This window comes from Nocardia sp. NPDC006044, assembly GCF_042871115.1.
In the GTDB taxonomy this organism is placed as follows: Bacteria; Actinomycetota; Actinomycetes; order Mycobacteriales; family Mycobacteriaceae; genus Nocardia.
In genome coordinates, this window is record NZ_JBIAID010000001.1 from 421,356 (window position 1) to 441,100 (window position 19,745).

Below are 19,745 nucleotides of genomic sequence, written 5' to 3' on the forward strand. Positions count from 1 at the left end.
ACCGCTATCGAGTCGAGGGTTCTTCGACGGGTTTTTCGACGTGCAGGACCCACTGATCGCGACCGTTGGTCTTGGCGAGGTAGAGGCTGGTATCGGCCGCATCGAGCAGCGATTCCGCCCGGAGCCCGGCTACCGGGGAGAGCACCGCGCCGATACTGGCCGATACCTGCAGTTGATGCGGGCCGACGGAAATCGGTGCGGCCAGAGCGGACACCAGGCTGCGTGATATCGCGGCGATCCGGCGTTCGTCGACCGGCGGCGGTATCAAAGCGACGAATTCGTCACCGCCGATCCGCCCGAGAACACAGTGGTGATGCTCGACTGCCGCGCGGAGGCGAGCCGCGACCGCACTCAACATCTTGTCGCCGGTGCTGTGGCCGTAACGATCGTTGATGGACTTGAAGCGATCGAGGTCGGCGAAGCATAGTCCGACCCGGTCGGTGCTGCCGGCGGCTTCGAGCGTTGCCTCGATCTGTTCGAGCAGGTGACGGCGATTGGGCAGGCCGGTGAGCGGGTCGTGCCGCGCCTGCCGGCGCAACTCGTCCCGCAGTCGGTGCTGTTCGGTGACGTCCTCGCCGATCGCGAGCAGGTAGTCGGCTTGCCCGTCGGCGCCTTTGACGAATGTGATGGCGAAAGCAGCCCAACCGATGGTGCCGTCCGCCCTTGCGAGGCGTCGCTCGAGCTTTACCGTGCCCGTGCCTGCCGGTACTAACTCCTGGTAGACCAGCTTACGAATATCGGCTCGGTCGTCAGGGTGAGCGAAGTCGTACACCGAGATTCCGCGGAGCGCATGCACCGGGACGCCGATCATGTCGGCCAATCCCTGATTGGCGTCGAGCAGCACACCGTCGGTATCGCCGATCGCTATCGCGACCGCCGCGTTGTCGAAAACAATCCGGAACCGCGCGTCTTCGGGTGGAGCGGACGAGGTCGGCGAATCGTGAGAAGAAAGGTCGAGGTGTGCCTGATGACCTTGACCGAGAGCTGCGAGCAGCGCAGCGAGCCGCTGGTCGACAGCGCGATCATCTTGGATGTGCGCCAGGTGTTGGAGCACTTGTGCGGAGATGCTCGGCACCGCCGGTTGAGTGAGGCCTGCGGCGGCTAGAGCCGTTCCTGACTGTAGTCCTGCGGTGGTGTTGAACGGATCGGCGGTGAGCGCGACGCTCAATGAGCGCACCACTGCGGTCAAAGTGGGCAGCAGGTGTTCTTCGTTCGGCGTTCGGCCGCTGTCCGGGTGTTCGGTCAAGGCGCTCAACCACACCCGTGCCAGTGCCGCTCCTTCGATCTCGTCCACCGCGACCTCTCGATCATCGTGCCCGATTCGCTCGCCATCGGCGGCTTGGAAGCATCCACCGTAGATCAGCGCGCGGGGCGTAATTATGCTTAGGTATTCCCGCTGGTGGTGAGGGTTTGATTCTCCGCGAAGATCGACTTGCCTTTGTATCTCGGTGTCGCGTTTTGCCATACCCAGGTGGCTTGCACGCAGCCCGTAAGGTCTGCGATATGTGCCGCGATAAGCGCGCCGAGGTCCCGATCCGGTGTCGCATCCGCGGCATCGATCAGCCGCGCTTTCGTGTGACTGAATGCGATAACCCGGGTGCGTACGATTTCGCAGGCTCCGAAGATGGCATCGGTGAGGTCATTGTCCGTACCGTTCAGCAGCACAATCGGAATCAAGTTGAAATCGGCACGATCGGCGATGCATTCCTTCTCGAAGGAGAACACGTCGTTCATCAGCCCCCCGATCTCGACGGTGAGCAGCCGCAGCCGACGCAATGCACCGCCGAGCCCGCTCGACGTGATGCGGCCCCACGGCAGATAGCTGTCGCGGCCGAACTCGCAGAGGGCGACGGCGAGGTACATGCCCGAGATCTGGTTACGAAGGTCGATGTAATCCGCCACCGTGAGCACCGATCCGCGGGTCCGGGCGTTCTGATCCCGGAGCGCGGGTCGGAGGTGTTCCTCGGTCAAGCGAAGAAACCGCTCGACCCACGCCGGGTTCGCCGACCGGGTCAGCATTTCGAGGAATCGAATCACCGCCGATTCCAGATCGGTCGGATCGGCGGGCGGGCGGTGTTCGCCGAACAATTGTGATAGCCGAGCAACGGCGACGTGTGCGCGGTTCTGTTCCGATGGACTGAGATGACCGAATTTCTCGCGTCCTATGGTGTCGTTCAGCCAGAACAAGATCGCATTGAAGATGCCGATGATCGTCATGCGTTCTGCATCGATCGCGCCGGGATGCAGATATGGGGTCATGCTGTTGTAGTCGTCGCCACCTTCGAGCCATATTCGATGCGTGCGGCAGAATTGCTCTGTTGCCCGGCATGCTTCTGGCCCGAATTGGTTGGGTCGAAAGGCCGCACTCATTTCGGCGATGTCGGACGCCGGTGAACTGAACAGCTCGCGCAGTGAGAAGGAGGTGTCGTTACGTAACAGTTTTCGATATTGCCGATGCATCGACTCGAGGGCCCGCTCGACGCCGATGTCGTAGGCGCGCACCATGGATGACCTCCTCTTGGTGCACCGTTGTCGACTACGCCGCTGGGATGGCTGCCACGGCCTCGATTTCGACGACCGCGCCGGGAACCCCCAGGCCCGCGACGAAGGCGGCAGTGATGGCGGGCGGATTCGGCCGTGTGCCCCAGACCTCCTGGAAGGCCGCGAAACCGTCCTGCAGCGGTTCACCCGCCTTGATGAGTATGGTCCATTTCACCACGTTCTCGATATTTGCTCCTACCGCGCGCAAGCAGCTTTCCACGTTGGCGAGAGCTTGCCGCGTCTGGCTTTTCAGGTCTGTGCCGACGAGTTCGCGGGAGCTATCGAGGCCGTTCTGGCCGCCGATATAGAGAATGTCCGCGCCTGCCGGTACCCGAATCGCCTGCGTGAAGGCCGGATTGCTCATCAGGTCTGGCGGATTGATATAGGTCGCAATGGTCATGGCCGAACTCTATTCGATCGGAGCCCACAACGTGCCAAGCGACCAGTTCCCATCGCCGGTAAGGCTCAACGGGTGCGACGGGACGGACTTTCGAATCGGTATTCCCAAAATTGGGGATACCGATTCGCCGCAGTACTCTCCGCGGGTGAAAGCAACTCAGGCCGATGCATCGCCGTGGAGTCCACTACGTGTCGGTGCGTTCAGGGCGATATGGCTCGCCTCGGTAGTGTCCAATATGGGCTCGTGGATGCACCTTGTCGGCGCGTCCTGGCTGATGACCTCGTTGACCACTTCTGCGGCCTTGGTCGCGCTGCTCTCGACGGCGAGTTCATTGCCGATGTTCGTATTTGCCCTTCCCGCCGGGGCGATGGCGGACATCCTCGATCGGCGACGGCTCGTGCTGGTGACCCAGGCCTGGCAACTGGTTGTCGCGATACTTCTCGGTTGGATGACGCTGTCGGGTACGGTGAACCCCGTCTCACTGCTAGGCGCAACGGCGTTGCTCGGTGTCGGTACGACGCTCGGGGCGCCGGCCTTCGCCGCGATAACTCCTGATCTCGTGCCCCGGGCTGAGCTGCCCGCTGCGATCAGTCTCAACTCGGCCGCCGTGACCGCATCGCAGGCCGTCGGCCCCGCGCTCGGCGGTGTGCTGGTCGCCGTGGTCGGGTCGGGCGGGGTATTCCTGCTCAACGCGGGTTCGTTTCTCGGAGTGATCGCGGTGGTCTACGTCTGGCACCGACCCGCACTAGCAACCAGTTTGCCGCCGGAGCACATGACTTCCGCTATGCGCAGCGGAGTGCGCTACGTAGCGAATGCTCCCGAATTCCGCGCCGTGCTCATCCGTGCCGCGGCTTTCGTCCTGTGCTTCGGCGCCATGCCAGCGTTGCTCGCGGTGTTCACGCGCGTGCGACTGCACGGCTCGGCTTCCGCGTACGGGTTGCTGCTCGGCGCGCTCGGGGTCGGCGGAGTGTGCGGGGCGCTGGTTCTGCCCCGCCTGCGCTCGCGCTTCGGCCCCGACAGTATCGCGCTCGCGGGTAGCGCCGGGTATGCGGTGTGCTTCATCGTGCTAGCGCAGACTGGGTTATTTCCCATGGCATTGGTCGTCCTGGCATTCACCGGAGTGGCGGGGATGAGTGTGCTGTCCACTCTCAACATCGCGGCTCAGTCTGTGCTGCCAGGGTGGATTCGAGGGCGCGGTCTCGCGATTTTCCAACTGATCTTCCAGGTGGCGTTCGCGATCAGCGCGGCAGTCTGGGGCTCGGTGGCGACCATTACGAGTATTCCTCTGACGTTGACCATCGCCGGCGTCGCAATGGCGGGGCAGACGGTGCTGAGTATCTGGTTCGGGCTCAACGGGTCCGAGGTGCTCGATGTCCAGCAAGCGCATAGTTCGGAGCCGTACACACCCACGTCGCTCGCACCGGATGACGGACCGGTGCTGCTCATGGTCGAGTACCGGATCCCGGCGGATCGACTGACCGAATTTCGTTCTGCGTTAACCGATTTGGGGCGAGCGCGGCGCCGCAACGGCGCGATGCGCTGGGAAATCTACGCGGACCCCGCTGATCCCGCGCGCCACCTGGAAACATTCGTCGCCCCGTCGTGGGAGGAACACAAACGGCAGAGTCAGCGCGTCACCACGTCGGACGCAATTGCCATCGACACGGTAAGAGCGTTGCACGATGGGCCGGACCACCCGCCGCTACAGGCAATGGTGAGCGATCGTGGCCTGGCAAACGTTACCCATAACAGTATTCCCGTCAGCAATGACGCATCCCGGAAAGGCACATCATGATCGTCGGCGTAATCGGGACCGGCCGCATCGGCGGCAACATTGCCCGGCAGGCGGTACGCACCGGCCATGAGGTAATTGTCAGCTTCACGAGAAATCCGCAGTCGCTGATCGACTTCGCTGTCGAGCTGGGGGATGGGGCGACGGCGGGCGCTGCGCGGGACGCGGTGATCGACGCGGACCTGACCGTCCTCGCGGTGCCGTGGCCGGCCATCGACGTGGCACTGGGGCAGGCGGGGACGCTGCATGACGCGATAATCGTGGACACAACCAATCACTACGGCGGCGTCGGGCCGGTCACCGGCCAGACTGCGGCCGCCTTCAACGCGGAGCGCATGCCCGGCGCTCGTTACACCAAATCTTTCAACACGCTCACTGCCGCGTTCCAGGCACAGGTGGCCGGCCGTGTCGGCGATGACCGTGTCGTGCAGTGGCTTTGCGGTGATGATCGTGGTGCGAAGGACGTGGTGTCCGCGTTCATCGACAGTCTCGGCTACCTGCCCGTGGATCTGGGGGGAATCAAGGAATGCGCGGTCATGGAATCGCCACGTCGAGCCGGTGCGGTGTATGGCGAGGAATACCACAGGGCCGACGCCGAGGTAGTAGTCGCCGCGGTACGCGCCGGGCGAGAAATCCCACCCGCTCCGCTGCACAGCTGAATGACCCCGGGCGATCGGACCCGTCCGATCGCTCGGGAGTCGCGGATTCTTGGACGTGCACCGCTGGAGATGAAGTCAGTTTCGCTGAGCCGCACGGGGTTCCGTGCGCGCCGCACGAGTTCCCGCGGCTGAGAAACCTGCTCGGTATACCCGATGATCTCAGGGTGGTTCCCTGGCCGCTGTACCGCCCCGCGGTCGCGTTCGGCGGACCCGCGACCAATCCGAAGCTGTTGTCGCCCTGACCGGTCCGGAGTGGATGGACCACGACATGGTGCTCGACCGCGGCTCGATACGGGAATCGAGGCACGTTGACATGAACTCGAAGCTGTGGTTGCTCGGAAGGTTCGTTGTAGTCGGCGGGCATGTGCTGTGGGAGAAAGTTTTTCGACCGAAGGCGAGAACGGTCGACGATGTTCCCGTCTCGGGCGAGACCATCACCGAGCAATGGTTGACGGCCGTGCTGTGTCGCGACATCCCCGGCGCGGAGGTGCACTCGTTCGAGATCTCCGATGGCAGTAGAGGTACCTCGACCCGCGTCGCGATTCATGTGCGGTACAACGACATCGGCACGGCGGCCGGCCTGCCCACCGAGCTCTTCGCCAAGACGAGCACGTCCTTGCGCCAGCGTATGCTGCTCGGCGGAGCGCGGGTGATCGATGGCGAGACCCACTTCTTCAAGACATTTCGCCCGATGGTCGAAATGGAAGCACCCCGCGGGTATTGGGGCGCGGCCGATCCGGCGTCCTGGCGATCCGTGGCGCTGATGGAGAACATCGCGGTGACCAGGGGCGCCGAGTTTGTTGAACCGAACGCACCCATCACGCGCGATCAGGCCGAGGATCTGGTCCGAAATCTTGCTCGGCTACACGGCACCTTCTGGGTGCATCCGTCGCTCTCGGTCCTGCATACGCCGACCGACATGTTGGTGGCCGTCCGTTCCGCCATCGATATGAAGACCCGGAGCGCCGTTGGTCTGAAGCGAGCCGAGGCTGTTGTTCCCGCTGCGTTGCACGGCGCGGACGAGCGACTGTGGCGTGGCGTCGAGCGCGCACTCGATATCGCGACCAACGACCTGCCTCCCACACTGCTGCACGGTGATCCGCATATCGGGCAGACCTATGTGACAAGAGACGGACGAATGGGTCTCGCGGACTGGCAGGTGATCATGCGAGGTGGCTGGGCGCACGATTTCGCCTACTCGGTGAACTCGGGTTGTGAGCCCGATGACCGGCGGGCTTGGGACCGCGAGCTATTGGCGCTCTACCTGGACGAACTGGGACATGCCGGGGGAATTGTGCCGTCCTTCGACGAGGCGTGGCTGGCTTACCGGCAGCAGTCGATGTTCGCCTACGCCGCTTGGGCTTTCACCATCGGCAGGGCCGTGTACCAACCCGAAATGCAGTCGGTAGAGACATGTTTGACGTTGATGCGACGGATCACCACGGCGCTGGACGACCTCGATTCGCTGGACGCACTCGGCGTCTGACACTCCTCGCAACCTCTATTCCGAGAACCAACTCGTGGGCGGGGCATCTTCGATGCCCCGCCGCACGAAACAATCTGGAGCCCCTGTTGAACACACCGTTGTCGCCCGCCGATCAGATCATCCACGGTTCGCCGATGGATTTCGAAGAACCCCGGGTTCGCATGTACACGCCGGATTTCGCCGCTGATCCGCATCGGATCTATCGACGGTTGCGTGCCCAGTACGGCTCGATGGCTCCGGTCGAGCTCGCGCCGGACGTGCCCGCCACGTTGGTGATCGGCTATCGCACTGCCTTGCGGATACTCAACGATCCCGAGCACTTTCCAGCGGACCCGCGCACATGGCAGCGAGATATCCCGCAGAGCTGTCCGATCCGGCCGATGCTTGAGTGGCGACCCGTCGCGAGCAGGAGCTCAGGAATGGACTTCTTGCGCTACCGGCCCGCCACGACCGACACCATCAGGGCCGTCGACCTGTACGCGCTGCACGACACGGTCGAATCAATCGCCATTCCGCTCATCAACAGCTTCTCTCGGAATGGTTCGGCAGATCTGCTGAGCCAGTACGGGTTTCCGTTGGTATTCCAGGTCGTCAACATTCTGCTCGGCTGCCCACCGGAGATCGGACAGAAGCTGGCCGCCGCAGTCGCCGCGATCGTAGAGGGCGTCGGTGCCGATGCCGAAGGCGGCAATAGGATGCTGAGCGAGGTGCTTGCACAGTTGGTTGCGCTCAAACAGGTCGAACCACAAGCAGACATCACTTCCTTGCTGCTGCAACATCCGGCCGAGCTGACCGCGGAAGAGGCGGCTCAGCACGTTGCTCAAATCTTCGGTACCGGAATCGAATTCCTCCTGAACCTGATCGTCAATACACTGCTGTTGATCCTGACAGACGAGCGCTTCGGAGGCAGCGTGGTCGGGGGTTCGCTGAGTGCTCGCGACGCACTTGACGAACTGTTGTTCAACGACCCGCCGTTGGCAAACCTCATGATCACCTTTCCACGTCATCCGATCCTCATCGACGATGTCTGGCTGCCGGCCCATCAGCCGGTTGTCATCAGCATGGCCGCTTGCAACACCGATCCGACAGTGCGTACCGACGATCTTGCGGGGAATCGCTCCCACCTGGCGTGGGGCGCCGGGCAGCATGCGTGTCCTGCGCAATCGCTGGCCTACTTGATTGCCCAAGATGCGATCGATCAACTGCTCGACGCGTTGCCGGACATCCGGCTCGACACACGGAAGGGTGGGCCGTCCTGGCGACCCGGCCCGTTCCATCGCGCGTTGACGGCATTGCCGGTGACATTTCCGCCAACGGAGCCGCTCGTTATCGGCGGGAGCATCCTGGCATGAACGGTCGGCAGTTTCGCGGGCGAATGCCCCCTTCCTCGAGCGGGGGGAGGTCGGATCTGTGTGTCGCCAACCGCGCGCTCATTCCCAACGTTGGGGACGGTTGAAGCTGTTGACATGACACGACCCGGTCCGGGAATGGCCATACGATGGTCCATAGCGGTGCCACCGGTGGTGCTCGGCTTCGTGGTCGCGCCGCTGGCGACCGCGCAGGCAGTGCGCTGGGTATGGTCGCGGCATTTACTGATTGCACCGCCGTCATATCACGGTGGATTCCGAATCCTGTGGACGCCAGCGCTACTGGGTGCGTGTGCCGTACCTTCCGCGATCGGTGTGCTTGCGGTGTTGGTGTATCGCTACCGACCGGGAGTCTGGTGGCGGCTCGTCCTGATCGCGTGTGGGCCGGTGGTGCTTATATCCCTGATTCACGTAGCCACGACTGTCGCGGCGCTCGGTATCCTCGCCGTCGCCATGGCGCTCGTTGCTCTGGCCGCTCGGATTCTGACCTATCCGCTCGCTTCCGACGTCCTAGGCAGTCGGCAGACAGTGCATGTGCGTACGCGGGGACCTCGTCGTTTACGTCTATTGCACGACCGGTTGGAATTGAGCGACCCGGACGGAACATGGTCGTTCGCCTACCGAGACTGCGAGTCGGTCGCCGCCGACGAGATCCACGCGCTGAATTCGCCAGCTGTGACGACGCGTGGATTCTTCGACCTCGCCAGTGGTCCGGCGATTCGCGTCGCCGGCCACGGAAACGACTGGCTGGTGCCCGTCGTTGATGCGGAGGCGGCGCGATCTATTGTCGACGCGCGCGTACGAGCCGGGCGTGCGCGAGAACCGGTAAGTGTCTATGACCGGTGGTTCGAGGCCACTGCGCTCGCGGCCGGAGGCTGCCGAACGCTGCTGGTGGCGTTGGCTACGGCGGCCATGGCGGCGATAGACGTGGGGTTCGTCGCGACAAGGGGACCCTGGCCTTACGTTCTCGGCGTAGCGGTACTACCAGGTGTATCAGCCCTGGCGTTCGTTAGATACATTCGCGCCATGCGTCGCTACATTGTGCAACCTGACGTGAGGCCGGCGGCGAGAATCCGTCCCAACCGTTCACCGTCGGCGCCAAAGTAAAATTCGGCGTCGGCGTCCAGTTACTCGGATTCAAGTTCGACACCTGACTGGTCGGATGTGCGGGAGCGGGGTGCGCGTCTGCGTGTGACGTGCGGCGAATCGTATTCGTGAGGAGTATTGGAGTGCTCGTTGTTTGAGTTCCCGGTCAGCCACGCGGCGATGCTCGCGGCGAGTAGAGTCGTCGAAAAGGCGACGGGAGTATGTCGGGTCATTCACATCGAGCATCGCCGTTATGCGTATCTATTGCGGGATGCGGACCGCATTAGCGTCGGGGTCGATAGGGTGGGCGGTACCAGGATCACAGTGGACCGTGTAGGTTCCTCGCCGCCTGTGGCGGAGAGCCTCGCACACCCCCCGAGCCTGGGGAAAGGCAACCGCGAATTCGCGCGAGCCCGCGCCCACTACACCCAACGCGCCTATCGCCTGCTGTTGTCCGATCCCGAGGCGGCCGCGGAGATCGGCAACAGCTTCCGGGCAGATCTACGTCGCGCGTATTTTCAGACCCGCAGCTCAAGCCGGGAAAGATCGGTGGCTGACATCGAGACGATGGAACGGAAAGCTGACTACGAGGTCGCGAGGGCGTGGAAGGCGGTGACAGCCGGATTTTATCAGGACGTTCCTTCGCGGCGCGCGCTTGAGTTGGCGCGCGCCCGCAACGCGCGCGGTGAACCAGTTACTGGCCTGCTCCGCTACAGCGACGGTTGGAAAGGCTCGACCGCAAACTCCAGTGAAAAGGTCACTCGCTTCCGTCAAGTTCTCACCAAGATGCTGCACGAGCCGGTCGATGAGTTCTGGGACCAGTACGGACCCGGTGGTCGACATCGGGCAGTTACGCCGAGTTACGTCGATCCTCTGTATTCGACGAACATACGAAGACTAGATGGTACGGCGATTTTGCGCGAGCCATGGAAAACGGAGGCCGTCGACCCGGGCAATATCTCAGCAAAGAACAGTTCTGCGTAGCGATTACTGGCACCAGTAAGAACCGCGTACGGGAAATGCTTTTCAGCCAAGCTGAACTTACAGCTACAGATCTGGGCATGTTTCATTTCGCGGATCCCGCGTTATCGCCGCTGGAGAAGCATAAACTGTTCCGTGCGTCGACACCGGCATTAGCCGAAATGGCAAGGCTGCCTAAAGCTCGCCTGCAAGGGATCATCGGTATGTTCGGTACAGCGCTCGAATACAACGCAGAACCTGCCATTCTCGAATCCGCAGCACGCAAGGCACTGGGCCTTCGTCCAGGTGAGCCGGTACGGGCGCTGGAACTGGCAAGTACACCACAATTGGGGCATTGCCCGGCGCCGGTCATGCTAGGCGTCGACGGCACGCCCTCCAGTCTTGCGGTGCTGGACTTGGCGGACCTCGCTGCCGCGGAAACGATTTGGCGGCCTGACTGATGCGTCGATCGTCGCCGATCTGCGTGTACGTGTCAGCGATCAAGGGATAGAGCGGCCGCCCCCGCAACGGCGTAGCAAAGCCTTCTCAGGGCTGGGAAGTCAATACCATCGCTTACGGTACGGGCTACGCCGGACGAGCTTAGAAAGTCCGAAGAGGACTGGCGGATTCCGGCCGCCTCCGCAGCGGCGTGGTAGCCCGCCGACGGAAGCCCCGGCACTCGATGGGCCGGTCGAGCCGAGGACAACTGGAGAATCGTTATGGATGGAACATGCGAACGGTGGGTGCTGGCATTCGACTCTTCTTGCGGTACCTGCCGCGAGATATCGAATTCCGTTGCGCGGGCGAGTAATGACAGGCTCATAGTCTTGCCGCTGGCCGATGCCGATGTGCGGCGTTGGCGCGAACAGGCGCTCGGTCCGGATACGGAATGGGTGCCGACGCTACTGCAGGTCCGGGGGGACCAGGTGCGTGCCTGGCACGGCCCGAGGATGGGATTCAGGCTCGCCGCTTGGCTCGGTCCCGTTGCGACCCTCCGGGTTCTGACCGCGGTGGGCCGACTGCACCGGCGCGCGTCGGGGAAGACAAGTGAGCTGCCCGGTGATTCATCGGTGCCGCACGGCGTGAACCGAGCACAGTTCTTGAGACTCGTGGCCGGTGCGGGTGTCGCCGCCGGTGTCGTGTTCGCGGGGAACGCGCCCGCGTTCGCGACCAAGGAGCAGCGGTCCGCGCACGCCTGGGTACACGTGAATCGTGCACGGTTGCCGCAAACCTATGCGGCCATCGCCGCCTACCCGGTGTCGTATCGCAGGGCGATCTTCCAAGCCGTCGAGCCCGCGGCGCGCAGCCGACTGTGGGTTGACCATCTGCGGCAATATCGCAGCGAACGAACAGATCTTACACCTGGGCAGCAAGACATTCTCGACCGCGCCGCCGAACTCGCCGGCGTGGAATCCACCTTTGCCGAGCCAGGCGCCGCCGACCTTCGGCATGTTGATGAGATCCACCGGGCCGCCGTCGCAGAGCTCGGTGAGCACGAGGCCTATCGAGCATTGGGTGTGCTCGGCCCCGCCGAGGATGATGTCGATCTGCTGGCATGGCGGCCGGATTGTGAATGCGCATTCGAGTCGCCTTGGTGTGGTTCCAGACGGACATGTCACAACGCGCCCGGTATCGACGACTGCAATTACGCGAGTTCCGGCTGTGGAACTTTTTGGCGGTACCCATGCAAGGGTATGTGCCGGTAGGCGTTCGAGTCTGAGGTCACAGAGCAGGCGTGACGTCGTAGAAGCCCGCACCGTCGAGGCAGCGAATCGTTGGCACCGCGACGCCCATCAAATTGTTCACGGTGCGTGCGATCGGACAGCCCCGGCCGCCATCGAGCTTGAGGTCGTGAAAACTTCGAGGTCGTGGAATACCGATGCATCGCCGAGCCGCGTCAAGGTCCCCGCTGCTGGTGGGATGAGCCGCACGCATAGGCACCCGTTCTGTCTTTCGTGCCAGTAATCGGTGTGAAAGCGGCGCGTCGCGAGGTAAGCGGTGATTGTCCAATCAAGTGCGGGTGGTATCAAAAGCCTGGTGACCATTGGACGTACATCCGTGCCGAGCCTCATCCGCATGAGCAGCTTGGCGAGGTGCTACACGCTAACCATAACGACGACAAGCACGTCATTGAGATACGTCGACAGGACCCGATGGTCGTTTAGGCAGTCCGGCTTGGGCGGGTTCGCCAGGGGCGTGCGGGGTCAAGGCCAGTTCTTCTTGGGGATAGCCTTTGTCTAGGTCGAAGAATTCTCGTGCCGCCGATACGGACGGCGACTCAGGCGCGGAGTCGTTGCGGGCCGCAGTGGTTCATTCCTGCTCTGTGATCGAACGCGCGATGTCGGATGTCGATCACTCGTTCACCATCGGTCTCAGCACGCCGATACCATTGGCCGACCGATTCCCGTTGCGCGAACCACTTGGGATGCTCGCTGGCCGCGTCGTCTCGGTTCCAGTCGCCACCCTTCGGGTGGTCAAGCCACCATCTCGTTGGTCGCAGCTCCTGCGCGACGACGTTCTGCGTATGAAACCGCCATCGGGCCGATCAGGTGGCGAGACGGCTCCGGAACTCGAGATCCCGGCGCTCGTGAATACAATCGAAGCCCTGCTCGGAACAATTCGCATCGCGGCGCAGGTCCAGACAGCAACCGACCGAAAAGAACCGGGATGCCCGAACCTGTGGGCCGATTATCTGCTCGTTTCGCAGTCTTACGCTGCCCACTTGTCCTTGGCGGTCGATGACTGACAGCAGCGCACCCGTGCGTGCCAAAAGCGCCTCGACAATGGCCCGTGGAGGCCCTAACCCGCTATGTGGGCCGGCAGCCCGAAGCGGGAGAATGCGGGAGGATCAATGAACGAGATGATTTCGGCGATGCGACCTTCTCGCAAAGACAGCACCGTGATCGACCATGGCTCGTGCGGGAGTCCTCGGTCCCGGCCAGATAGAACGCAATGTCGGGCTGGAAGTTGCCTCGATCAATCGGTATCGCCACGATGGGCAGCGGCTGATCGGAACTCGTACCAGGAAGTCGGTAACCGCCTCAATGCTGGTCGGACTCGGCCGGAAGCATAAACAGTACCGCGGTTCGTGACGAGGCCGAATCCTGCATGTTCGACCGCTGCGCCGACTATGAAAAGGCCCGTACCGTAATACTTTTCATCTCGGTAGAAGTACGCCAGGGTTGAGAATGCAACGCGGGTCGAGGGCGAATTTGATGCGGTTCATCATGTGCACGTCGACGGGACTGCGGCCGAGCTCGACCCACTGGGTTTTGGCCCGGCCGATCCCGTGCTCGGCGCTGATGCTGCCGTTGTGCTCGGTGACCAGATTGAAGACCGAGTCGGTAACGCCATCCGCGGCGGATGGTTCGACGTCGAGAAGGTTGACGTGGATGTTGCCGTCGACGAAGTGTCCGAACAGGATCGGCCGGGTCGCTGGGAAATGTTCTGTCAGGATAGATTCGAGCTGTGCGACAAACGTGCTCATCGAGGCGAGTGGAACCGCGATGTCCAATTTGACGACAGGAGTGCTGGATTCGCGGCCGATGCTCTCGGTGTGGCTGTGGCGCAGCCGCCACAGCTTGCGTGCGGGTTGCTGCTCGAAGGTGGCGTTCTCTACCAGATCCTCACACGCGGAGAGCATTTCGAGTAGCGCCGCTTCGGTGGCACGGTGTGCGGACACCTCGAAAAGCGCGTAGAAGGCGGAACCGTCATCGAACGGTCGCTTGACGTCGGTGTGCGTGCAGACCACATCGATACCTTCCTCGGTCATCAACTCGGCTGCTTCGACGCTCAACCCGCACCGCTGGATTCGGTCGTAAAGACGCAGTGCGTCATCGACCGTGGAGATGCCCGCGAGTAGCACCTGCGTATCCACAGGTGGCGTGCTCAGTTTCATCAGGACCTTGGTGATGACGGCCAGTGTTCCCTCACTGCCTGCGAGCAGGCCAGGCAGGTCATAGCCGATATTGTCCTTGGTAAGTGGCGCCCATCGAGCAAGGACCGAACCGTCAGCCATCACCGCTTCGATACCCAGCAGTTGAGACCGGGTGTTTCCATAACGGATCATCCGTGCGCCGCCGGCATTGGTTGCGACGATCCCGCCGAGCGTCGCCGACTCCTTCGAGGCCAGGTCGATGCCGAACCGCAGACCGTGTGCCGCTGCGGCTCGATCAGCCTGGGCAACGGTAGCTCCCGCCCCGGCCGCGATCGTGCGATCGATGGGATCGAGCGATTCGATGTAATCGAGACGCTGGGTACTGAGCAGGATCGATCCCGCCGTCGGTATGCCACCACCGACCAGGCCGGTGTTGCCGCCCTGTGGTGTGAGGGGAATGAGCGAACGGAAGCACGCGGAGACGACAGCCGAGACCTGCGCGGTGCTGTTCGGCCGGACAACAGCGAGTGCGGACCCTTCCCATCGTCCGGTCCAATCCGTGGTGTAGGCGCGCATGGCGGTGAGATCGGTCAGAACATGTGCGGAGCCGACAATGTCGCGAAGGGTATCGAGGAAGGGGCCAGGCCGCTGCTCACTGCGCAATCGCAAAATCCGGGTACTCACGGCCGGCCTTCCTGTCGAATTACCTACCTATGTCGTACTACTTCGAGCCTAGGGTGTTCCGACAATCGACCGCTTCCCAAACTTGGGGACGAAAGAACCTTGTTTGCGTAAAAGAGGTGCACCGCAAAGTGTATCGCTATGGAGTGAAAAGCGTTGTCCTGCTGCATCTTTGGGAGTGGCGAGAAAGGCGGGCGAGAACGGAAGTGGTGAGCTTCGAGACCTGGCATTTCCGTAGATATGTATATGCTTCCGCTGGATTAATATGGCGCCAAACCATTCCGAGCCGGGCGACGTCCGTGGCGGCCATTTCGATACCGATAGGTACGAATGAAGGACTTTCCCGGTCTGTCTTGCATCACTCGGTCAGCTGGAGCCGGCAACGGGACAAGGCGTGGATGTTCTCAATGGAGGGAAGGTAGGCCATCCGCACTCGAGTACCGTTCGTCGACGAAGTTCCACCCCAATCGTCACGAACGCCGACAGTGGCCGGGAGCCAGCGACCGTCACGGAGCGCGGAGGGCAAACGTGGCAGTGTGGGTCGGCGCGTTCGTGATATCTCGCCTCCGGGCGTCAGGTCCCGCTCGGTGCCCGGAGGTGGGGCTTGGTTCGCAGTGGATCGGAGATTGCGTGCAGGACAATGGCGATGCTCTTTACTCGGCATATCGATTCGCGGCGAACTGGGCCGCGTTGGTCACCATCGTCTTCGGCGCGTTCGCCATCCTTGCGTTGCTTCCTGGTTTCATCACACTCGACGGCCTTACCGGAATGACTAAACTCGTTGTGCGAGTCGACATCATCGTGGCGATGGGCTCGGGATTCTTGGCCGCGACTTTGGCGGGGGCGGCCATCGGGGTTTTCGCGTCGTCCGATGACGCCGACATCCAAGTGGATGTTGTGCACCATCGGCTGCACTGGTCGATCGTCTTCGGTGTACTGACCGCTCTGTCGCTGGTCGGACTTATCTTCGTGGTCGTCCTTGCCGATAGATGAACGCACGCGGCTACGGAATCGTTGCCTGGTGAACAGATCGAGCACGAAAGTAAGCAGTCCCCCGTGATGGGAACATGTGGTCGATATCCAGGCGAATAGGATTGTCAGGCCGTCCGTAGTGTTCGGGACGACATTAAATCTGTGCCTATCGAGAGGCTGAGACGATGTCGAAAGAAGCCCCGCCCAGCAGAGTGGACGCCAAGCCCGAGGTGCGGATCCCGCTCGGAGTGCCGACCGCCGCGCGCATGTACGACGAGGCACTCGGCGGAAAGGACCATTACGATGTCGATCGGGCCGCCAACGCGCGGCTCTATGACCTGATCGGTGAGCACCGGGTGCGGTCGACCGCGACGGAGAACCGGCGGTTCCTCGGTCGAGTTGTCGAGCATCTGGCGAAAACCTGTGGCATTCGTCAGTTTTTGGACGTGGGGTCTGGCCTGCCGACGGTCCGAAATACACATCAGATCGCCGTCGAGGCAAACCCGGACGCACGCGTTGTCTATGTCGACATCGACCCGATCGTTGCTGTACACGGCAAGGCGCTGCTCCGCGCGGGCACAACCCGGGTGATCACCGCGGACATGCGGGAACCCGAGTCGATCCTGCGGCATCCGACGGTCACCGAGATGATCGATTTCGACGAGCCAGTCGCCGTGCTGTTCATCGCCGTCTTTCACTTCGTGACCGCCGAGGAGAATCCGGCGAGGATCGTTTCGGCATTCCGCGAACGCCAGGCGTCTGGGTCGTATGTCGCCATCTCGCACCTGACCACCGATGGCATGTCGGCCGGCGAACAGAATGGTTGGCACGCCGGATTCGCGGGGGCCACAGTGCCGTTGGTATTGCGTAGCGAGCCGGAGATCCGAGATCTGTTCGACGGCTATCACCTGGTCGAGCCCGGTTTGGTACGCCCGTGGCAATGGCGACCCGACGGCACCGACGCACCGGCGACCTGCTCGCTGTTCGGGGGAGTCGGGGTGAAGCAGCCCTGAAGTCGGCTGTCATCGGGAGCGGGCGCGCGGAAAAGGGGTGAGCAATGACCGACGTCCCCGTGATCACGGCGGTCGAGGGAGCGCCTACGGTGCTGCGGATGATGGTCGGGGCGCGGCTGCGTCGTTTGCGGGAGGCGTGCGGGGTCAGTCGCGAGGACGCCGGAATGGCGATACGCGCCTCCGATTCGAAGATCAGCCGACTCGAGTTGGGCAGGGTGCCGTTCCGGGAGCGCGATCTGAACGACCTGCTCACCTTGTACGGCTTCACCGATCCCGAAGCGCGCGACGCTTTCTTGACCTTGGCACGTCAGGCCAATGCGGCCGGCTGGTGGCAGCGGGACAACGACTGGCTGCCACGCTGGTTCGGCACCTTCATCGGCCTGGAGCAGGCTGCTCAGCTGATACGCAGCTACGAGCCGCGTTTCGTACCAGAGCTGTTGCAGACGCCCGACTACGCGTACGCGGTGTTGAAGCATGTGCATCCGGAGGAGCCGGATTCGCTGATCGAACGCAGGGTCGCTTTGCAACTGCGTCGCCGAGAGATCCTCAGCCGACGCGACCCGCCCGCGGTGTGGTTCGTTGTCGAGCAGGCGGCGTTGCGGTGCCCGTTCGGCGGCGCTGCCGTGTGGCGTGCGCAACTCGAATATCTGATCCGCGCCGCGGGCGCGATGAAGACCGCGCTGCAGGTCCTGCCCGATCATGTCGGAGGGCCCGCTATCGCCGACGGCCCCTTCACCCTCCTGCGGTTCGCGGAACCCGAAGTGGCCGATGTGGTGTTCGCACCGCAGCTCACCTATGCCTCGTTGCTCGAGAAACGATCGGATACCGATATCTATCTCGCTGTGGCGGCGCGGTTGTCGGTGCGGGCCGCCCCGCTGGACGATACGGAGCGGATACTCGACGAGCTACTCGCTGCCGGCGGTACTTAAGTACCTGCGGGTCGCTTCGGTCTGCGGCCGAACCGTCGCGTCGGTCCTCACGCGTCCCCGGTCCACAGCACACGACACGGGAGTGGGTTCAACCCGGGGCAGTCGGTGCGATCTATCTCCACGATCGCGCCGTTGCGCCGGGCCGAGCTGGCAAATCTTTCTGCGACTGCCCGTTCGTCTCGGTAGCTCAATTCGAGTGGTGGTGCACTGAAACGGATCCGGATGCGGCACATCTCAGTGTGTGGCGGGGATTGCCCGTCGACACCGGACCCGGATTCTTGCGGCTCACATCGACATTTCTCCTGCATCGGCACCAATTCGGTGTGCATTTGCATCCTTACCCTACGGTGGCTGACACACCTGTTTCGATGGCGTATCAGGCGTTGGGCGTAGCCACATGGCCGTGCTCAACTGCCGTTGATGCTTGTCTTATAGGTAGGTGCCGCACATCCGCAGATGAGCGTGCTTCGGACATATCCCGTGCCTATGACTTCGGGCCGGCGCTACCTACACAAAACCGCCCCTGGGCCCGAAATCTCGAACCCAGGGGCGGTTGTCACGAAGCGGCGGAATCTGTTTCGGCGCGTGTGCCGGCACGCGTACGGCGCCTCAGGGTAGACAGAGAGGGGAGCCCTGAGACGTCGGGAAACAGACGCGTCGCATCGTGACGATTGGGGGTCGGCACGGATCGCCGGTACCGAATTGTGAGCGCATAGTGCTATCGATCCGGCGAGGCGCAATTCCAAGTGCGGCAACCGCTCTCGGCGCCACTGGACTCGTTCGCTTCCGTATGCGCACGACAGCGACACTAATGCCTTCCCCGTCGCGGGAATATCGGGCGGAGATTCTTCCCATCAGTAAGAAGCGTCGCCGAGCCAAGGATCGTCTGCGTTCTGTTTCGATCTGGTGAATGGCGACGACAGCACACGGAGGTAGCTGGATTGTTATCACGAGGAACACCATCGGTCTGGCTGCGCTATCGGATGCCGGCAATGGTCGGTCTCGCGGTCGCCCTGGCGGTCGCACTGGTGGTCGCGGCCGCGCTGTTCTTCGGCTATCGGACCGCGCCGGTGGCGATGTCTGTGTGTCCTGGTGACGAGGTGTCGTCGGCGCCCGAATGGACTCCGTCGAGCACGGACGCGAACGCTACCTACGATCGGCATCCGATGGTCGGGAACGGCTATCTCGGACTTCGGGTGCCGCCACGCGGGATGGGCTACTTCTCGGCCGATGAGCTGAGCGGGTGGCCGCTCTATACTCCGCGCTACGACGGTGCCTTCGTGGCCGGTCTCTACGGGAAGAAGGCCGGCGTCGCGGATGGTCGTGAGGTGGCGGCAGCCCTTCCGGTTTGGTCGACCCTCGACCTGGACGTCGACGGCGAAACATTCACCTCGGGAACACCTTCCACCCAGATCAGCAACTTCAAGCAGACGTTGTATTTGCGCTGTGGTCTAGTCCGTACGACCTTCACCTGGACCACCCCGACTGGGAAAGCGGCAGATCTGACCTATGAGGTGGTCACCGATCGTTCGGACCAGCACGTTGGCGCGGTGCATCTGACGCTGGTCCCGCGCTGGTCCGGCGATATCACGGTGATCGATCTGCTCGACGGCAGCGGAGCCCGACGCGTTTCCGGGACCGATAGCGAGGTTGCCAACGACGACATGCGGCTCGGGTTCCGCACCGAGGGACCGGAGTCGCAGGCGAGATTGTCTCTGTACTGCGGGCAGGCGTGGCGGCGACTCAGCACACTGCGCCGGTTCGTGATCTGACCGTCGGCCAGGGCGCGCGACTTTCGGTGCAGACCGGAAAGTCCTATGAGGTAACAAAGTTCGTCGGCGTCGATACGGCGCTGAGTGCACCGAATCCGTCCAAGTCCGCATCTGACTCCGCGCACCGCGCAGCATTCAAGGGTTGGCACAACCTGCTGGCCGGAACCGCCTCTGCCTGGCGGCGTCTGTGGCACGGCGACATCGAGATCC

At 62.8% G+C, this 19,745-nt stretch carries 17 protein-coding genes; 13 read left to right on the forward strand and 4 right to left on the reverse strand.

Annotation, left to right across the window (positions count from 1 at the left end; genetic code table 11):
• Positions 1-4: 4 nt before the first annotated feature.
• From ACFYO1_RS02020 to ACFYO1_RS02030, 3 genes are all read right to left on the reverse strand, one after another.
• Entirely contained in the window at positions 5-1,294 is a 1,290-nt protein-coding gene (locus tag ACFYO1_RS02020; protein WP_387226231.1) for a diguanylate cyclase domain-containing protein, read from the reverse strand.
• Positions 1,295-1,383: 89 nt separating this feature from the next.
• A complete protein-coding gene (locus ACFYO1_RS02025; protein ID WP_387226232.1) occupies positions 1,384-2,505 on the reverse strand; it encodes a terpene synthase family protein in 1,122 nt (373 codons plus the stop codon).
• Positions 2,506-2,536: 31 nt separating this feature from the next.
• Positions 2,537-2,941 carry a RidA family protein gene (locus tag ACFYO1_RS02030; RefSeq protein WP_387226234.1) on the reverse strand — a complete coding sequence of 135 codons (405 nt, stop codon included), beginning with the start codon at positions 2,939-2,941 and terminating at the stop codon, positions 2,537-2,539.
• Between ACFYO1_RS02030 and ACFYO1_RS02035 the strand changes: the two genes are divergently transcribed.
• The 9 genes from ACFYO1_RS02035 (at position 2,940) to ACFYO1_RS02075 (ending at position 13,037) form a co-directional block, all read left to right on the forward strand.
• Positions 2,940-4,736 carry an MFS transporter gene (locus ACFYO1_RS02035; RefSeq protein ID WP_387226235.1) on the forward strand — a complete coding sequence of 599 codons (1,797 nt, stop codon included), beginning with the start codon at positions 2,940-2,942 and terminating at the stop codon, positions 4,734-4,736. The genes ACFYO1_RS02030 and ACFYO1_RS02035 overlap by 2 nt on opposite strands.
• Positions 4,733-5,392: an NADPH-dependent F420 reductase gene (locus ACFYO1_RS02040; RefSeq protein WP_387226237.1), complete on the forward strand. Its 660-nt coding sequence runs from the start codon at positions 4,733-4,735 to the stop codon at positions 5,390-5,392. The genes ACFYO1_RS02035 and ACFYO1_RS02040 overlap by 4 nt, the downstream gene beginning before the upstream one ends.
• A 313-nt stretch (positions 5,393-5,705) precedes the next feature.
• A complete protein-coding gene (locus ACFYO1_RS02045) occupies positions 5,706-6,878 on the forward strand; it encodes an aminoglycoside phosphotransferase family protein (RefSeq protein WP_387226239.1) in 1,173 nt (390 codons plus the stop codon).
• A gap of 134 nt (positions 6,879-7,012) precedes the next feature.
• Entirely contained in the window at positions 7,013-8,230 is a 1,218-nt protein-coding gene (locus ACFYO1_RS02050) for a cytochrome P450 (protein WP_387231646.1), read from the forward strand.
• A gap of 168 nt (positions 8,231-8,398) precedes the next feature.
• Positions 8,399-9,352: a hypothetical protein gene (locus ACFYO1_RS02055; protein ID WP_387226241.1), complete on the forward strand. Its 954-nt coding sequence runs from the start codon at positions 8,399-8,401 to the stop codon at positions 9,350-9,352.
• A gap of 129 nt (positions 9,353-9,481) precedes the next feature.
• The gene (locus ACFYO1_RS02060) at positions 9,482-10,315 is read left to right on the forward strand and encodes a hypothetical protein (protein ID WP_387226243.1); all 834 of its coding nucleotides are present in this window, start codon (positions 9,482-9,484) and stop codon (positions 10,313-10,315) included.
• A 35-nt stretch (positions 10,316-10,350) separates the two neighbouring features.
• Positions 10,351-10,752 carry a hypothetical protein gene (locus ACFYO1_RS02065; RefSeq protein ID WP_387226246.1) on the forward strand — a complete coding sequence of 134 codons (402 nt, stop codon included), beginning with the start codon at positions 10,351-10,353 and terminating at the stop codon, positions 10,750-10,752.
• A gap of 366 nt (positions 10,753-11,118) precedes the next feature.
• Positions 11,119-11,997 (forward strand): bacteriocin fulvocin C-related protein, encoded by an 879-nt coding sequence (locus ACFYO1_RS02070; protein ID WP_387226248.1) that lies wholly within the window; start codon positions 11,119-11,121, stop codon positions 11,995-11,997.
• Positions 11,998-12,614: 617 nt separating this feature from the next.
• A complete protein-coding gene (locus ACFYO1_RS02075; protein WP_387226250.1) occupies positions 12,615-13,037 on the forward strand; it encodes a hypothetical protein in 423 nt (140 codons plus the stop codon).
• A 411-nt stretch (positions 13,038-13,448) separates the two neighbouring features.
• On the opposite strand, the gene ACFYO1_RS02080 is transcribed toward ACFYO1_RS02075, so the two are convergent.
• Positions 13,449-14,852, reverse strand: coding sequence for an FAD-binding oxidoreductase (locus ACFYO1_RS02080; RefSeq protein ID WP_387226252.1), 1,404 nt, complete (start codon positions 14,850-14,852; stop codon positions 13,449-13,451).
• Positions 14,853-15,479: 627 nt separating this feature from the next.
• Between ACFYO1_RS02080 and ACFYO1_RS02085 the strand changes: the two genes are divergently transcribed.
• From ACFYO1_RS02085 to ACFYO1_RS02100, 4 genes are all read left to right on the forward strand, one after another.
• The gene (locus tag ACFYO1_RS02085) at positions 15,480-15,842 is read left to right on the forward strand and encodes a hypothetical protein (RefSeq protein ID WP_387226254.1); all 363 of its coding nucleotides are present in this window, start codon (positions 15,480-15,482) and stop codon (positions 15,840-15,842) included.
• 164 nt (positions 15,843-16,006) lie between these two features.
• On the forward strand, positions 16,007-16,834 hold the full coding sequence (locus ACFYO1_RS02090) for an SAM-dependent methyltransferase (protein ID WP_387226256.1): 828 nt from the start codon (positions 16,007-16,009) through the stop codon (positions 16,832-16,834).
• Positions 16,835-16,878: 44 nt separating this feature from the next.
• Positions 16,879-17,763 carry a helix-turn-helix domain-containing protein gene (locus tag ACFYO1_RS02095; RefSeq protein WP_387226257.1) on the forward strand — a complete coding sequence of 295 codons (885 nt, stop codon included), beginning with the start codon at positions 16,879-16,881 and terminating at the stop codon, positions 17,761-17,763.
• Between the two features lie 992 nt (positions 17,764-18,755).
• A complete protein-coding gene (locus ACFYO1_RS02100; protein ID WP_387226259.1) occupies positions 18,756-19,535 on the forward strand; it encodes a hypothetical protein in 780 nt (259 codons plus the stop codon).
• Positions 19,536-19,745: the final 210 nt, after the last annotated feature.

What these genes read in the sequence shown, in the direction of transcription:
- ACFYO1_RS02040 (WP_387226237.1), top strand. Translation starts at nt 4,733, where the DNA reads ATGATCGTCGGCGTAATCGGGACCGGCCGCATCGGCGGCAACATTGCC.
- ACFYO1_RS02050 (WP_387231646.1), top strand. Translation starts at nt 7,013, where the DNA reads ATGGATTTCGAAGAACCCCGGGTTCGCATGTACACGCCGGATTTCGCC.
- ACFYO1_RS02090 (WP_387226256.1), top strand. Translation starts at nt 16,007, where the DNA reads ATGTCGAAAGAAGCCCCGCCCAGCAGAGTGGACGCCAAGCCCGAGGTG.
- ACFYO1_RS02030 (WP_387226234.1), bottom strand. Translation starts at nt 2,941, where the DNA reads ATGACCATTGCGACCTATATCAATCCGCCAGACCTGATGAGCAATCCG.
- ACFYO1_RS02065 (WP_387226246.1), top strand. Translation starts at nt 10,351, where the DNA reads ATGCTTTTCAGCCAAGCTGAACTTACAGCTACAGATCTGGGCATGTTT.
- ACFYO1_RS02025 (WP_387226232.1), bottom strand. Translation starts at nt 2,505, where the DNA reads ATGGTGCGCGCCTACGACATCGGCGTCGAGCGGGCCCTCGAGTCGATG.
- ACFYO1_RS02100 (WP_387226259.1), top strand. Translation starts at nt 18,756, where the DNA reads ATGGTCGGTCTCGCGGTCGCCCTGGCGGTCGCACTGGTGGTCGCGGCC.
- ACFYO1_RS02045 (WP_387226239.1), top strand. Translation starts at nt 5,706, where the DNA reads ATGAACTCGAAGCTGTGGTTGCTCGGAAGGTTCGTTGTAGTCGGCGGG.
- ACFYO1_RS02035 (WP_387226235.1), top strand. Translation starts at nt 2,940, where the DNA reads ATGGCCGAACTCTATTCGATCGGAGCCCACAACGTGCCAAGCGACCAG.
- ACFYO1_RS02095 (WP_387226257.1), top strand. Translation starts at nt 16,879, where the DNA reads ATGACCGACGTCCCCGTGATCACGGCGGTCGAGGGAGCGCCTACGGTG.